The sequence below is a fragment of the Methanosarcina sp. genome (assembly GCF_028693135.1).
Taxonomy (GTDB): Archaea; Halobacteriota; Methanosarcinia; order Methanosarcinales; family Methanosarcinaceae; genus Methanosarcina.
Genome location: NZ_JAQUVZ010000069.1, coordinates 1 through 14,631, shown reverse-complemented (window position 1 = coordinate 14,631; position 14,631 = coordinate 1). Strand labels below are relative to the sequence as shown.

Annotated in this window: 14 protein-coding genes and 1 pseudogene; 4 read left to right on the top strand and 11 right to left on the bottom strand. The window is 39.6% G+C overall.

Annotated features, from left to right (window positions below):
• Positions 1-737 precede the first annotated feature (737 nt).
• The 3 genes from PHF18_RS17270 to PHF18_RS17265 all read right to left on the bottom strand — a co-directional run bounded on the left by PHF18_RS17270 (position 738) and on the right by PHF18_RS17265 (position 3,683).
• The gene (locus tag PHF18_RS17270; protein WP_300104890.1) at positions 738-2,630 is read right to left on the bottom strand and encodes a DNA/RNA non-specific endonuclease; all 1,893 of its coding nucleotides are present in this window, start codon (positions 2,628-2,630) and stop codon (positions 738-740) included.
• Between the two features lie 85 nt (positions 2,631-2,715).
• Positions 2,716-2,925 carry a hypothetical protein gene (locus PHF18_RS18150; RefSeq protein WP_367279215.1) on the bottom strand — a complete coding sequence of 70 codons (210 nt, stop codon included), beginning with the start codon at positions 2,923-2,925 and terminating at the stop codon, positions 2,716-2,718.
• Positions 2,926-3,398: 473 nt separating this feature from the next.
• On the bottom strand, positions 3,399-3,683 hold the full coding sequence (locus tag PHF18_RS17265) for a hypothetical protein (protein WP_300104889.1): 285 nt from the start codon (positions 3,681-3,683) through the stop codon (positions 3,399-3,401).
• Positions 3,684-4,293: 610 nt separating this feature from the next.
• On the opposite strand from PHF18_RS17265, the gene PHF18_RS17260 reads away from it, so the two are divergent.
• On the top strand, positions 4,294-4,725 hold the full coding sequence (locus PHF18_RS17260) for a hypothetical protein (protein WP_300104888.1): 432 nt from the start codon (positions 4,294-4,296) through the stop codon (positions 4,723-4,725).
• 325 nt (positions 4,726-5,050) lie between these two features.
• Here the strand turns inward: PHF18_RS17260 and PHF18_RS17255 are convergent, their stop codons facing one another.
• A complete protein-coding gene (locus PHF18_RS17255; protein WP_300104886.1) occupies positions 5,051-5,662 on the bottom strand; it encodes a GNAT family N-acetyltransferase in 612 nt (203 codons plus the stop codon).
• Positions 5,663-5,761: 99 nt separating this feature from the next.
• Between PHF18_RS17255 and PHF18_RS17250 the strand changes: the two genes are divergently transcribed.
• The gene (locus PHF18_RS17250) at positions 5,762-6,262 is read left to right on the top strand and encodes a hypothetical protein (RefSeq protein WP_300104884.1); all 501 of its coding nucleotides are present in this window, start codon (positions 5,762-5,764) and stop codon (positions 6,260-6,262) included.
• Between the two features lie 217 nt (positions 6,263-6,479).
• Here the strand turns inward: PHF18_RS17250 and PHF18_RS17245 are convergent, their stop codons facing one another.
• From PHF18_RS17245 to PHF18_RS17220, 6 genes and pseudogenes are all read right to left on the bottom strand, one after another.
• On the bottom strand, positions 6,480-7,010 hold the full coding sequence (locus PHF18_RS17245) for a hypothetical protein (protein WP_300104883.1): 531 nt from the start codon (positions 7,008-7,010) through the stop codon (positions 6,480-6,482).
• A 210-nt stretch (positions 7,011-7,220) separates the two neighbouring features.
• Positions 7,221-8,285: a hypothetical protein gene (locus PHF18_RS17240; protein WP_300104881.1), complete on the bottom strand. Its 1,065-nt coding sequence runs from the start codon at positions 8,283-8,285 to the stop codon at positions 7,221-7,223.
• A 454-nt stretch (positions 8,286-8,739) separates the two neighbouring features.
• The gene (locus PHF18_RS17235) at positions 8,740-8,808 is read right to left on the bottom strand and encodes a PGF-CTERM sorting domain-containing protein (protein WP_300104894.1); all 69 of its coding nucleotides are present in this window, start codon (positions 8,806-8,808) and stop codon (positions 8,740-8,742) included.
• 150 nt (positions 8,809-8,958) lie between these two features.
• Positions 8,959-9,576, bottom strand: a pseudogene (locus PHF18_RS17230) (PGF-pre-PGF domain-containing protein).
• Positions 9,527-9,775, bottom strand: coding sequence for a PKD domain-containing protein (locus PHF18_RS17225; RefSeq protein ID WP_300104880.1), 249 nt, complete (start codon positions 9,773-9,775; stop codon positions 9,527-9,529). The pseudogene PHF18_RS17230 and the gene PHF18_RS17225 overlap by 50 nt, the downstream one beginning before the upstream one ends.
• Positions 9,776-10,217: 442 nt before the next feature.
• Complete coding sequence (locus tag PHF18_RS17220; protein WP_300104878.1) at positions 10,218-11,486, bottom strand: DEAD/DEAH box helicase; 1,269 nt, start codon at positions 11,484-11,486, stop codon at positions 10,218-10,220.
• Between the two features lie 652 nt (positions 11,487-12,138).
• Here PHF18_RS17220 and PHF18_RS17215 point away from each other — a divergent pair.
• The gene (locus PHF18_RS17215) at positions 12,139-12,570 is read left to right on the top strand and encodes a PKD domain-containing protein (RefSeq protein ID WP_300104877.1); all 432 of its coding nucleotides are present in this window, start codon (positions 12,139-12,141) and stop codon (positions 12,568-12,570) included.
• Positions 12,571-13,208: 638 nt separating this feature from the next.
• On the opposite strand, the gene PHF18_RS17210 is transcribed toward PHF18_RS17215, so the two are convergent.
• Positions 13,209-13,799 (bottom strand): nucleoside deaminase, encoded by a 591-nt coding sequence (locus tag PHF18_RS17210; RefSeq protein ID WP_300104875.1) that lies wholly within the window; start codon positions 13,797-13,799, stop codon positions 13,209-13,211.
• Positions 13,800-14,213: 414 nt separating this feature from the next.
• Here PHF18_RS17210 and PHF18_RS17205 point away from each other — a divergent pair, with 414 nt between their 5' ends.
• Positions 14,214-14,351, top strand: a complete 138-nt coding sequence (locus PHF18_RS17205; protein ID WP_367279216.1) for a hypothetical protein — start codon at positions 14,214-14,216, stop codon at positions 14,349-14,351.
• Positions 14,352-14,631 lie beyond the last annotated feature (280 nt).

The following is a 14,631-nucleotide window of genomic DNA, read 5'->3' as shown; positions in this document are numbered from 1 at the left end:
TTAGAGGTCTTCACATTGTCCCAGGAGCTTTGCACCTAAACATTACTGTAAACGCACATCCTGGTAGGATTACTCCAAATGGAAAGAGTAGCACGAAGGCAATTTATGACGTAGCTTCTTGTCGCACAATCCTATCTTCGGCAGGTAACATGTTTTTTCACAATAATTTGATTGATTGCTTTTTTGTCTATTGCCTATGATAGGATACTTAATTTTATACTATAACTTATATAATTTCTAGAGAATCTGTATTTAGAAAATATAGTCACCATTGCATATAGTCTGTATCTGCAGGCAGACCTTAAAATGTGAGACTATTTTTGGCCAGGCTACTTTTGGAAAAACGACGAAGAGCCCATAAAGGCGTACAAAAAATTTGACTTACTTATTACCCCAAGATTTAGTGCGGGTGGTGCTCACCGTGCCGGAGATTAGCGCGGTGGTGGGCAGATCTATGCTCGACTACCACCTGCACCAGCTGGAGCTTCGGGATTGATCGAGCTGCATCACTGAAAGGTTGTGCTCACCGGGTCAAGCGTCGCCTATAGCAGTCTGATGCGAAAGGAATTGGAGCTGGGCGCGGCGGATAAGATATGAAAATACCAGTCATTGATCTTGCCTACAAAAAGAAGTGAAACCGACACGCAAAAAATAGCTTGTCGGCTTGAGCCTTTTAATTCATTGGCAAGACTGTGCTTCATTGTCTAATCCGGGGCAACAACCATCAAGCGATCGTATCAGAGCATTACGTCCGCAGCAGAGCGAATCCTCCGGATATTGCGCCTCTGGCTTTCCAGGCCCATTCCGGCTGCTGCTCGGACCATTGGATCGGCATCTGCAGGCAAGCCGAATGATAGGCCGGTCAGTGCCTCAACCTGCGCTACCGGCACTTGCCAGGTCTTGAACTCATCATCGAAGAACTCCATGCTCTCCAGATAATTCTTCTGCGTGCGCAGGTAGGCAGTGGCGCTGAGCTTCCCGTTCTTATTGACGAAGGCCACCATCTTCCAGAAATCGGCTGGCAGGAGGTACTCATTGCGATAAATCATATCGTCTTCGCGGAAGACGGGACCGGTGAATACTGATATCTGCACATTGGCATTATCTGCAGTCTTCAGTATGTAGTTTTCCACTTCGAGCCAATCACGCTGGTTGAAGCGCGCGTGCTGAGGTGAGCAGTTCGTGAAATGGAATGTATCCTCTCCCGCGTCCCTGGCATTTGGCCCCCAGCAGGGATCCAGCCGGCGAACCAGATGTCCGCGATCAAGTGGATTGCCTGCATACAATTGGGGTCCGGCCTGATACATCGGGTTGAGGCGTGGATCAAAGTACCATTTGTCGCGGTCGCGTTTGATGTTCTTCAGATTCTTGCCGTCAATATTTGCCGCGGTATAGAAGGCCAGCCTTCGATCAGCATTCATCACAATGGAGAAGTGTAGGTAGGTGAGAATCTCACCTCCGTCCTTGAGCTTTGCGACTTTGGACTGGAGATTATCGGCCAGCTTGGGAAGAGGCAGCTGGTGCTGAGAGCCCAGGAAATCGGGGTTGTAGCCATCCGCCAGGAGGTAATGTTCCGCGGGTAGTTCTCCCAGCTCCATTGCTGCTCCGGTGATCGGTTTTGGGGTGGTTATGATCGCAGGTCCGACCGGACCGGTGCCATGGCTGCTAAGCCTTCGCAGAGCTTCAGCCGCCATCGGATCGTTCTCGCTGCGCGACTCCAGTGCCTGGAAAATGCGGCTGATGCGCACGCCCTCATTGGCCACCCAGGCTATGGTGCTGGGATTATCGATGCCTTCTCGATAGGGCTGACCGTCTGTCTTGAGGATGTTGCCCTGGGCATCTTTCATCGGTACTCCTGAGTGGTGCAGGCCCACAACAAGCCACTGATCGTTGAATATGGGCGAACCTGAGGATCCTGGCTGAGTGTCGGTCAGATAGTGCAGCCAGTTGTCGAAGATATCTACAACTTCGTTCTCCCGCAGGCAGCAATGCTTGAGACCGCCCTCAGGATGCTGAATGATGGAGACGTATTCGCCGGTCCGGACCTTGCCGGTGTCTTCCACGAGACGCAGTAATCCGTAATCGGTAAGCTCTGTCCCTTCTGTGGCAACGGGGGCCACGGATACCAGTGTGAAGTCCAGGTCCGGATCGGTGACGAAGATCTCGTCGGGTCGCAGGTCGAAGGATTTGGATGTCTTTCGTCGACCGTTTATATCTTGCTCAAATTCGAACTCTGCAAAACTCTTCCTTGCCAGCTCTGCTGTATCGAGGACGTGGTTATTTGTCAGCAGCAGATTTGGGCCGACAAGAAAGCCCGTGCCGTAACCCTCTGGCCTGCCGAAGGGATTCACGATCTGGATCCTGCATACGGGTCTGGCCGCGAGCAGTCCAAGTTCCAGAAAGGAGATGTCGACAAGATCGCTCTCTCCAATGATCCTCTCTAGGGCCAGACCATCACCTGGTTCAAGAAAAATCAGGCGCCTCTCTATTGGTTGTGCCTCCGTCAAGGGCCTGACGATTTCACGTCTGAATCTCTCGCCTAGCTGCTCCGCTTCAGCAGTTTTCTGCCGGCTATAATACCTTTCAGAGGCTTTTCTCTGTTGCTCTTCTTTTCGGGCATTTTCAAGCATATCGTTCCCCCATCATAATATCAGGTGTAACTGATTCATCAGTGGTAGGGTATCCAGGAAATTCACGTTCCCAACCAAGAGATGACTACTTGGCATTAATAGCTCCGTGAATCTCGTGAGCGCCAGTTGCAGGGGACCAGTATATGGATCCTCCCTGGAAGTGCTGATAATGTCCAACTCCATCTATGCATACTTGCTCTTCAGTTGTGGCCTGACCAAGAAGATTTTTTATTCCAGGTTGATTATATTTGTCACTAATTTGACTCAACTTACTCCCCCGAACGATGTTATACATGTGACTTCTACTCTACGTTGTTGTATGTGGTAAGCTAGCCTAAAAATCCATACACCATTTTTATATTTATATAATATCTGATATATTATGCTTTCATGAATATTATATTTAAGATGGCTTATCGGATTTATTCGGATAAAATGCAGTTTTTGAGATATATATTCATTAAAAGGAGGCACATTAGAAAAATTATTCAATAAGTTAAATTGAGAAAAAAACAAAGCAATTTAAGGACGAAGTTGTAGAAATATATAAATTTGATTTAACAGCACGCATTTCAATAGTATCTATCTTTTAGCCCTCTGAAAAATACTGAAACCTCATGTAGATGAAATAGGATATATAAACAACCGAAAAGATACTAGGATATAGAGCGATGTAGCTTTTTAGTTTCTCTATCTCCCCAACATGGGAGCCTGATTCATAAAGAAGCTAGATAACTGCTTTATCCCGTATACTTTTGCAGGAGCTAATTATTCGATTCGATTCATTTCATCTTCTGTCAAGATGTCCTCAGTTTCTAATTTAATACCCTTTACTTTAGCAAAATCAAACTCTGCTACCTTTCCCATTTCCTTGTTCCCAATACTCTTCCCATATTTAATCAGGAATCGTCTTATCATGACTTTCATTAAATGTTTAATGGACTTGCTTGCAGGCTTACCATTTTTCTTTGTCCAGTTATTGATTTCATCTTGGATATGATCTACATCTCTTCTGATAAGATTGCTTATGTCGGCTTCTGTGTGCGTTATCAATAAACGCCCGTAATGAATTAATCGATTTTTTGATTTTTGCCTTTTAAACGGCTCAACCGAATACTTTCACTTTCCTGATGACCTGCAGGAATTATTCTGAAGCTAAAATTCTGGTCGTCCCCGGCTACATGATTGATATTGGGGGGTCAGACTTCCCGGCGCGGCTGATGATTTCATTTTTATCTACCGTACGCGGGCGGGTTCAAGCGGAGCGCGGCGCGTGAAAAGAAAGAAGGTGAGATGCAATTTACGGGCATTCAGGAAGGATAAAAACTAATTAACCAGGGAGAGCATGGGATAAAACCTGAAGGAAAATTGTCTCCACCACCGGCTGGAAACTCAAAACACTATTTTATAGTTCGGCGCGGCTTTGAGTCAATCGAGTTCTGGAGTCGGTTTGTGGAACATTAGGTGAAGAAAGGATGATCAGATCAAAAGATAAAGAGAAAATGCATAAATAGTTTACATTCAAACCCTTATTCAGGAGAATAGCAGGCTAAACATTAAGCTGCTTCCGGAGAATATGGAAAGTAGTAAGCCGTGATGGAAGTTTTGTAATTCTTAGAGGCACAAGAAAAGTATAAATCTCAAAACATCATAAATAAATTTAATGAGTGCTACTAAAATAAAAGATAACATTGTTTTGAATATAACTCTTAATATACTCATTATTACTGGTTTACCTTATTTTGTGAATCCGAATTATTTTACAATAGATCCTGAGAAATTAATAGCTACAATGGCTCCGATATATGGAACTACAACTGCATTTTTAGTAATTTTTTATGTAGTACTCGGAGAAATATCCTTAAACAAATATGCATTACTTATTGGTTATTCGGTAAGTCTTAATTTGTTCTTCACTTGTCTTTTTTTGTTATTGTTAATGCATCCATTTGGTTTTTATGATGGGTTTATCTCCATGGTGACAGTATTGGTTATTTGGAATTGCTATATTTTTATCTTGTTTTTAGCGGGCATTTTATCCTTAAGTTTTATAGATTATATAAAAGGTAAATACATGGAACCTACAAAAAATTAGGTTCCCAATACAATTTATATTCTCTTTTTATGACGAAACTGTCTAATTTTTATACATCTATTCAACATGTGCTTTTCTGAACTCACTCATTCTGCATCATGTAGGAATACCGCGTTTACTGCCGACATACCCACGAGTAAATGCAAAATATATACCATTTTTGCGACCCTTCCTAAAAAGATAAATAACTTTTATTTTGTTCATATAACTTCCGAAAAAAAAAGGTTTGTGCATTAACCTGCAAACAGTGCACAAAAAAATGACTTTTTATATAATTAACATTTTAAATATTGAAAAAAAATTAATTTGTGGTGTTCTTCTTTATTTATAGTTTTAATTGAGTGTCCGTAACATGCTTCTCTTTGTAGGGAAATTGCTTTTCAAAATCCTCCAGCTCCTCATTTTCTATTTTAAAAACCTCGTCCTCATAAAATTTTCCCGAAATGCCCCTCAAGCTGCCATCGTAGAGTTCCAATGCCATAAATGCATCAAGATCATCACCCCAGGATTTCTGGATATTATATTCTTTAGCATTGACAAAACCAAAACGATGATAATAGTCGGGATTTCCAAAAATAATAATACCCTTATATCCCAGCTGCCTTGCTTTTTCGATAGAATGATTCATTAATAAAGAACCAATCCCCTGCTTTTGATATGAGGGTAATACTGCAAATGGGCCCATACATAAAACTTCAAATTCTTTATTTTCCTCATTCAGGACCTTAGCTCTTGAATAGATAATATTGCCGACGATTGCATCCTTATCGCATGCAACAAAATCCAATTCTTTTACAAATGCAGGTACTTTTCTTATTTTATGCAATACAAGATGTTCATCACATCCTGGTTTGTATAAATCCCAGAATGCTTCTCTTGTCATGTATTCTACACTTTTGAAGTCCTTTTCTTCTTCTAATCTGATAGAAATGTTCATTGTCGTTCTTCCGGAATATTTGGAATGTTTGTGCTTCTCGTTGAGGAGTGGTTGAAACGGAAATTAAGGGTTAGGAAAGTAGTGGAGTGTCTGAGGTAAATGGAGAGGATAAAAAGAGGGAGGATTTTCAGCGAAATACTATACTTGTTTAGTAGTCTATTTATACATCTTAACTGTACGAGTAGTGGTATGAAGCAATACAAAACTTTCAGACTTTCTAACAGTGTATTTTCAGACCTGAAAGCTTTGCAGAAAGCTGGTGAATCGATTCCAGATACCATCAGAAGAATGAATAACGATTACTCGGATTGTGTTAAAGAAATTCAATACAGATATTCAAGAGATATATTGAATGATGGGTCATTTACTCAGTATATTTCTATCACTGCAAGTGATAAAAGCAGGTACGGTTCACGATATACTGAATATTTCATGAAGATAGGAGAAGACCAGAACGACCTTGTTAGGCTCCCAAAAGACGTTCTCGACGAAATCAGTTGGCTGTCGCAACACCCGGACGAGATATTCAATACTACTATGTTCACGTTGGTATCTATTGAGAAGGCTTTAATGGAATGGAATAGAGAAGACAAAAAATAAAACTAACATTCTACTTCTCTTTGTTAAAATTCCTCTAACCGTTTTGTTTACTGACTCACAACCTAATCAATTGCATTACTCTGCTTTCCTGCATTATTCTGCTTTCCTGCATTACTCTGCTTTCTAATTTCAATGGGGTATAGCAGGATAAAAATTCAATAATCATCCCATGTGGATGCTCTGCTTTCTAATTTCAATGGGATAGCAGGAAAAAAATTCAATAATCTTCCCATGTGGATGACATTCTCCCCCAATCAGCTTTTACCAGGTCCAAAAGCGCTTGAAAAGAAAACTCCCCTATCTTGTGCCCACTACGATATAATTCAAGGACATCACGATTTAAATCCATCACATACGCATATGCGATTAAGCCAGTAGTTTCTCCTAATGAATACTCTCGATTTTCGGGAATGATTGGCAGTCCAAAAAGAATTACGTACTCAAAACATGCCATCGGATCAAATGAAAATTGAGTATACCAATCTTCGTTATACTTCAAAGACTCTAAAATTTCCGGGTCTCTGATTAATTTTTCAGCTTGCTCTGTAGTCGGGTTATCTATCTCATCAACCCATTCAACTTTTCTAATGTTTTCCTTAAAGATCTTCATTCGTAAAGAGTCCCTCTGAAGTCCCCTTACAAATGATACAACTTCTGCCCCTAATTCTTCAGGACCACAATCATGCGACTTATAACATAAATGAAGTTCATTATCAAACCTAACTCCGACTAATCCGTTAGTTAACACTTTTCATTTCTCCGTTATTTTTTTCAATATAGAACTTACGCAGTTGAACTGAGAAATAAATAGCATTGAACTTGTAACTGTCTAAAAAACAACGTTGACCCAAACGTCTATTGCGTTTGATTTTATATTTCAAGTGAGTAAGTCCTAATAAGTAAAAATTAAAAGCTTGGGTTTTCTGGGATAAAATCAAAAAGGATTGCTCAGAGTTCTTCACTGCTTTGAGGGAAAACTGAGCATTCCAGGCAAACCCATATTAAATTTGAATTTTCCGGAACCTGAGGTTTCAAGAATCTGTTGTTTTATATAATACAGTGCATTCAGAAGGCTGTCACTGTCTTCAGAGTCCATATCTCCGGCATAGGGATGGATATTTTCTTCAAGGGTGTCCAGAAGCCGTGGATCAATATCGTTTAAGAAGTAAGAATCCAGGATCAGAAGGCTTGAAATCTGCTCGTAAAAACCTGCAAGTTCCCGAAGCCATTCCGGGACCTCGTAATGTGTTGCATATTTCTGCCTGTTCAGGAAAACAAGGTAACTTGAGACAGTATTTATGAGATTCTCAGTTAGCCTGTTATCCGGAAATACGATTGGGAAACGTTTCAGGACTGTAGGAGCTGTATAATCCGAGAAGATCATTTCAGACTTACACACCGCAGGAAAGAGCCTGGCAATCGGACTGTTTAAAACTGCAGTAACATAAGGATACTTACTCGGGTCTTTGAGAACAATCCCGCAGCCGTCCCCAAACACAGAATTCCCAACAGCATCGTATGCAGCCTGAAGATGATAGCCTTCAGTTGCAATAATCTTAGGAGTGTTAAAATACTCCAGAAGCTTTTTTCCCTTTATACTATAGTCTTCGGAGTTAAGAGGGGAGATATCGTGACGGAACTGATTTTTGAATTCCAGAATTCTCCTGTAAGCCATTGGGAACCTTGCCTCCAGCTCTTCAGGGGGAACTACATTGTATTCTTTCTTTTTATCCCCCTCGGAAAGCTCATAAGGCAGCATAAAACGATAAGGTGAAGAGCACGCAAATTTTTCTGAAAGTGCTCCTGATATATACGGATAGACAATTTCAGGTTCTGAAAATACAGGTTTACACAGGCCTTCGCAAAGATAATATGAATCTGAACCGCTTTCCTCAGGAAGGATAAGCCTATGCATCAGAATGTTTTTTGTACTTACACCTTCAAAAATGTTTTCGGAGACATCTTCAAGTGTAACTGGAATTTCACAAATTTTTTCTACTATTTTGTTTTCTTTGAGTAACATCTAGTTTTCACTTCTGTAGAAGTACATCGAGAATTTTGTGTCTCTTGTGTTTTTATTTTCAGGACTTAGTTACCAGGATGGACATATCAATCGATGGCCATCTCAGGATTTCGGACTTTTAGACCCCTATTAAAAAACTATAAAATCCCGGCCTGAAATACGTAGTATTATATTATTATATGCATACAATAGTAAAACAATATAGTATATAACTGTATTTTATAAACATAAATCATGATAAATACCATGGGTCGTGTCCGTGAGTTATTGATTTAATCTGGCAAAACGGGCACGTCTGCCTTCTTTGTCCATATTTGAAAACCACTCTTAGGTTTGCGGTTTTCAGTAACTGACTCACATGACCGATCTATTGAACACAAAAGTGTACAAAAAAAGATGAAAGGATTTCCCTTTCATCCGTTGTTTTTCACATTTAACCTTGTATTTCTCCTTTTTACTTTTTTATATAAAGGAATACGCTAAGCAAGCCAGCTATGCCATAAATGATTTCAAAGCCCGGCATGCCTGTACTTGCTTCCTGTTCGGATTCTTGATTAGCTTCCGATCCGGTATCCTTCGTGTTTTCTTCAGAGTTGTCAGACTTATCTCCAGGCTGTATTTCAGTTACAGTTTCTTCAGAGGCATTTGTCTTCCCTGTTATTGTAAAGGGAGATTATCCCGGGGTTTTGGTTGTTAAAGACAGGTATTCTTCATCTTCACTTAACAGGCTGATTGGTAGCTGTTCCCATGTTTTGTTGCTGAATCTGTTCAGGGTAATCGAAGACCGGTCTATCTTTTCATCCTGTATCCAGGCCTTTTCAACCTTGAAGCCGATTTCAGGGTTTTCGATATTCTTTTCAGTTGTATACCTACCGTTTCCAATCCAGATATTCAGGTAGTTATAGACCTCACCTGTGGGTACATCCGGGGTAAGCGTAGATTTATTTTTCAGCATCTAAACAATGATTGTTGTCTTGCCAACAGTCTTCTTTGAATCAAAAGTGATATACATGACAGAAGTAGCGTTCTTCGTGAAACCAAACTTTACAGCTTTTCCGTTTGTAATGAAGACCTGGGAAAGTCCCTTTACTTCAACGTTTCTGGAAGATTCAGGAGAAACGCCACCACCGCCAACGCTGCTGTTTCCGCCGCTGCTGCTTCCACCACTTCTGCTTCCCCCACTGCTGTGGCTGCTTCCACCGCTGCTGTGGCTGCTTCCCCCACCTGAGTTACTATCGTCATCAGAGTTGCTTTCCAGTACAGATAATCGTAGCAGTTTTGGAGGCAACATTGTTTCCGTTACTTACTGTCAACCTGACAGTATAGGCTGCTGCTGAGTAGATATGTATTGGGTTCTGATCGGTTGAAGTAGCTCCATCTCCAGAGTTCCAGTTCCATCCAGCTGCATTTTGAGAATTGTCTGTAAACTGGACAGAAAGAGGAACATAACTACTTGTAGCACTGGCGCTGAAGTTTGGAACAGGAAGCACTGAGTGTGCAGGAATATAACTTATAAACTGCCCAAAGGCTACAGGTTTATTACATCGGGAGCATGGAGGGTCACGAATACCCCGTCCTGAACAGGCTGTCCGACAATTCAATTTCAGGATAAAAATATGGTAAAAAAGACATTTAAGGCTTTTAAATTGGAGAAGAAGGAGTTCAGATATTAATGGAGGTAATTGTAGGGCAGCCTGTTTTGGTTGGGTAGCCGCACGCAATTTGATTTTAGCATAAATCTCCCACCCCGCAGGCAACGACCTCTGCCCATTGGTCCGAAGGCATCGGAAGGGTGCATTTTGACATCGTAGTGGCACGAACTGGCCGTCGTTCTTATTCTCGTGCCTCGGTTTTTGCAGGAGCAGTCCATTGCTCCTGACGATGCCAATCGATCAATGGTTAGTTATAATGCAATGCACAGACGAACGGTGTCTAATAGTTTTTATGCATGGTATGTTGCTTACCTTTTCTGGAGGGGCTGTTCATCCTATTTACCGGCTTTGGTAATCTTATTTCCGGTCTTTCAATTACAATCTTCTTCAGAGCAGGTAGTGTCTGTTCCTTAATATCCACATCATTGTCTTTCAGCACACTCATGAAATTAGCATGGTCATTTTTGGAAAGGATATTTATCGCTTTTCCTTTTGTTCCTGCTCGTGCAGTTCTTCCAATCCTGTGAATATACTGTTTACTCTCCCTGGGAATATCATAATTGTAAACATGGGAAACACCCTGTATATCAAGTCCTCTTCCGGCTACATCTGTGCATACAAGGACACCTATGTTCCCGGAATGGAATTTTTCCATTATGCGAGTTCGTTCGTTCTGTGTCAATCCACCATGAATTGCCACGGCATTGATACCTGATTTTCTCAGGTTTTTTGCGACTTTGTCAGTGTTTCTTTTTGTGTTGCAGAAAACCATCCCGAGGTTTGACTTCTCATTTTGTAGAAGGTACACGAGCAGAGATAATTTCATTTCGTCTTGTACTTTATAAACGACCTGATTCAATTTTTGCGGGTCGATATAAGACTCTACTGATACTTTAACCGGGTTTTTCATGTACTTGCGGGAAAGTTGGACAACATCTTTTGTAATAGTCGCAGAGAACAAAAGGGTCTGCCTTTTTTGAGGACATTCCTTGATAATTTTTTCTACATCCACTTTGAATCCCATATCAAACATATGGTCTGCCTCATCAAGGACAAGGGTTTTCACATTATTGAATTTGATTGTATTTCTGCTGATATGATCGAGTAGCCTACCGGGTGTTCCTACAACAACCTCGGCATTCTTTAATTCTTTAATTTGTGGATTGATCCCTACACCGCCATAGATAGATGCGATTTTTAACGGGTCGTGTTTTGAGAATTCCCTGAACGAATTTGCCACCTGCTCCGCCAGTTCTCTTGTAGGGGTCAGGATCAAAGCCTGAATTCCTTTTCCTTTTTCGGAATTTTGTAATATGCCGGAAGCAAATGCGAGTGTTTTTCCGGAACCTGTTGCGGCTCCGGCTATAACATCTTCCCCAGCAAGTATTAGGGGAATTGATTTTTCCTGTATTGCTGTAGGGCTTTCAAAGCCATGTTCATCTATTGATTTCAAAACAGCATTACTGAGACCTAGTTTTTTAAAATTATTCATAGTTATACTTTCCATGATTTGTCTGAAAAAGCTACTTAATTGCTTTTTCATATTCATATATTTAAGATATATTAAAAACAATTAAGAGCTATAAGCACAACTTCAGAAAAGTTAAGATTAATTTACTGCTTAAAAGTTAGTAATCGCTTATAACGGTGATCTCTCCCTTATACTTTTGCCTATTTTGATAATGTGATTACCCAGCATTCGTATCTTCTTCTAATTCGATGGAGAATTTTCCCACCGGCAAAATATGTATCAATTTTATTGTGTAGTGTAAGCTTAATATGATTCTTGAGTATGTTTCTCAGACTCAGGTAAATCTTTCTATAGTTCACAAATGTGTTAAATTTATTTTTCCCTATATATTTTGAAGAGGATACGTTTTTAAGGTCAAGGGGGCCAAAGTTGGCTTTCCACAGATGCGGCGATCCCTGCTGGAAATAAATAACTGTATTAATATCTATAATCTCATAACCTTCTCATAATCCTTCTTTTTAAGCTTGTAACTCCTTAGACTATTGTTTAATTAATTTAGATTGTTGTAATCTTTTAGATGCAAAAATAAAGCTTTATAAAGCTTTAAAGGTGCGCCTCTATTTTTATTAAACCTCAAGAATATAAGTATGTTTATATGTTAACTTCCCCTATTATTTTTGATTAGGAGTGTTCCAGGATCAAACTTAGAATAAAAAATAGGAGAATAAAAATGAAAAATAATAGAAAGTCTATATGGAAAATAACATTATCTGTTTTCACCGTATTAACGGTCTTGACTTTATTGTCTACATCAGCTTCTGCATCCCTTAATATATACAAAACTCCCCTTGGTGCAGGAACTCCTCCAGCAACACAACGTCTAACCGGTGGAGGTAATTCCATTGATTATACAGCAGTAGCCGCTTCTAGTACTGATCCACGAGTGGTGCAATTTAAGGACTTATCAAAAGGTACAGAGACATATATCTGCTGGGAATTTGGAGATGGAACCTATCTCTCGGGAACAAAAATTACTCCACAACTAAAAAATCCGGTACATAAGTTTCCAAAGACTGGTTATTATATTAGTGGTCTGACTATCAGGTGCACTGGTTATAATGGGTTGTTGTGGGTTCATAAGACACTTATTATTAAAGCGTAAGCCTATTGTTGGATACATTTTAAAAAGTAAGTATTTTACTTACCATTCCTATTTTTATAATTTTTGTTTTTATATAGTCTCTGTAATGATTACCCCCAACAAATATCTTCCAAAAAAACGCCTCATTTTTAGTAGTATCTGGTCATTCCTTTTACTCTTAAAAGTTAAGGAGTTTGGCCATTGCCTTATAGGGAAAACCAAAAAACCGGATTTTATTCCTGAATTTGGGGGTTAAAGGGTTGATTCTCAAGAATGCAAGTAAATAATATAATCCTTTACTTGCATCAAAATAACGTGTGGAGAAAACTTCACTGTTTGTAAGTGTTTTTTAAATAATTGAAATAAGATACAACATTTTGAATAATTTCATAACGTTTGTGCTGTACTCATGAAAGTTAATTGAAGTTTACCTGTTACCCATAAAAAATTGAAAATATTGAGAGAGTTTTTGATAGCATATTTAAATTTTCCGAGTAGGATATACATAATGTTGAGTTTATAATGTTGAGTTTATAATGTTGAGTTTATAATGTTGAGTTTATAATGTTAAGTTTCGAATGTTAAGTTTCGAATGTTAAGTTTCAAATGTTAAGTTTCTAATGTTAATATGGTATTCGTTTTTGAGATCGTCTCCTTTATTAAGCAAAGTCCGGTCGGGCCTTGCGAACGGCAGCCAGACCTTTCCAGTCTTCCATGTCGAGCTCCGGTTTTTCGGCTCGATATTTCGCATACAATGTTATTCCCATAGGATCTTCAAGGATATCGACTTTGACGCCCTTCTCGCGCAGCATCTGTTCATTGCCCGAGGCGTTCGTAACATCCCCGACGACCACGCGGTCGAATTGACGCATATATATCAATGTGGCGCAAATGTCGCAGGGGCTGAGTGTTGTGAAAATCGTGGTATTGCTGAAGTCCTGCCGTCCCGCATCGCGTATGGCCGAAGTTTCCCCGTGGTTGTAAGGGTCGTTGTCCTGCACAAGCGTATTATGCCCTTTGCCGACAATCCGGCGCGTATTGTTATCGATGATGATGCCCCCGATAGGACAGCCTCCCTCATCATAGCTTTTTTGCGCAAGTAAAACTGCTATCTGCATAATATTGCGGTCGCTCAGTTTAACGAAGAATTCATCTTCAACTATCGCAGGAAGACTTTTCGTGGGCAAATGGGCAATGACATTAAGCGCTTCTTCCGTAACAGGCGTATCTTTTGTAATTAAGTGTTTCATAGGCTCTCCTTTTCAAATCACTCTAACATTATTTTCATCATCATTAAAACATTAAAAATTGATTAATTTTATACTGTTTCCCACATTAAATCACATTATCAATTTTAAAGTAAATTCGTGTTGATAATTATAAACTTTTTTGTTCAGTCTTATGAATACCAAATTTACATACCTTCAATTTTCATGGTTAAACCGTTTTTTATTTGAGGATAAAAGAGAAGTCAAAATTGTCTGGAACAGAAAAAATATTGAAATGTGAACTTATGGGTATGCTTTGCTTGAAGCTGAGGGCTTGAGAGCCATTAAGACTGCTGGGTTGGATGTTCACGTTGGTTTTTTATGAGTGACCCCAAGCAAAAATAGTTTAGCTATGACCTTCAGGAGCCTTTTAGATTCCTCGTTGATTTAGCTGTTATCAACCTGATTGAAAATAACACAATGGATAAAAAAGATTTTGTTGTAACTGAAAATTATAATTTAAGGTTAAAGGGACTTGGAGCCAAAAAAATAGTTAATGAGTTTTCTAACATGTTAAAAAAAACTGTGGGTTAGGGGGATAAACAAACAACTTGGGGGTCTGTTTTACTCTTAAAAACCAGGGAGTTAAGCCATTATTTAACAGAAAAAACCAAAAAACTTGAGTTTGTTAAGCCTGAATATGAGATCGAAAGAATTGATTCTCAAGAAATTAGGCAAAAGATTATCAACCTAACTTCCGCCTTTTTAAGCGCATAATTCCAACTTTCCCATAATATCTTTTTGCTTCCTTGTGAGTTCTGTAATTATTGTTTCTCCATTTTCCAGCTCTATTTTCTTGATTTTTTCAAGTTCC

Bases quoted from the DNA above. Each gene is read 5' to 3' on its own strand.
- PHF18_RS17255 (WP_300104886.1), bottom strand. From the start codon at position 5,662: ATGAACATTTCTATCAGATTAGAAGAAGAAAAGGACTTCAAAAGTGTA.
- PHF18_RS18150 (WP_367279215.1), bottom strand. From the start codon at position 2,925: ATGTATAACATCGTTCGGGGGAGTAAGTTGAGTCAAATTAGTGACAAA.
- PHF18_RS17250 (WP_300104884.1), top strand. From the start codon at position 5,762: ATGGAGAGGATAAAAAGAGGGAGGATTTTCAGCGAAATACTATACTTG.
- PHF18_RS17240 (WP_300104881.1), bottom strand. From the start codon at position 8,285: ATGTTACTCAAAGAAAACAAAATAGTAGAAAAAATTTGTGAAATTCCA.
- PHF18_RS17215 (WP_300104877.1), top strand. From the start codon at position 12,139: ATGAAAAATAATAGAAAGTCTATATGGAAAATAACATTATCTGTTTTC.
- PHF18_RS17270 (WP_300104890.1), bottom strand. From the start codon at position 2,630: ATGCTTGAAAATGCCCGAAAAGAAGAGCAACAGAGAAAAGCCTCTGAA.
- PHF18_RS17260 (WP_300104888.1), top strand. From the start codon at position 4,294: ATGAGTGCTACTAAAATAAAAGATAACATTGTTTTGAATATAACTCTT.
- PHF18_RS17210 (WP_300104875.1), bottom strand. From the start codon at position 13,799: ATGAAACACTTAATTACAAAAGATACGCCTGTTACGGAAGAAGCGCTT.
- PHF18_RS17220 (WP_300104878.1), bottom strand. From the start codon at position 11,486: ATGAATATGAAAAAGCAATTAAGTAGCTTTTTCAGACAAATCATGGAA.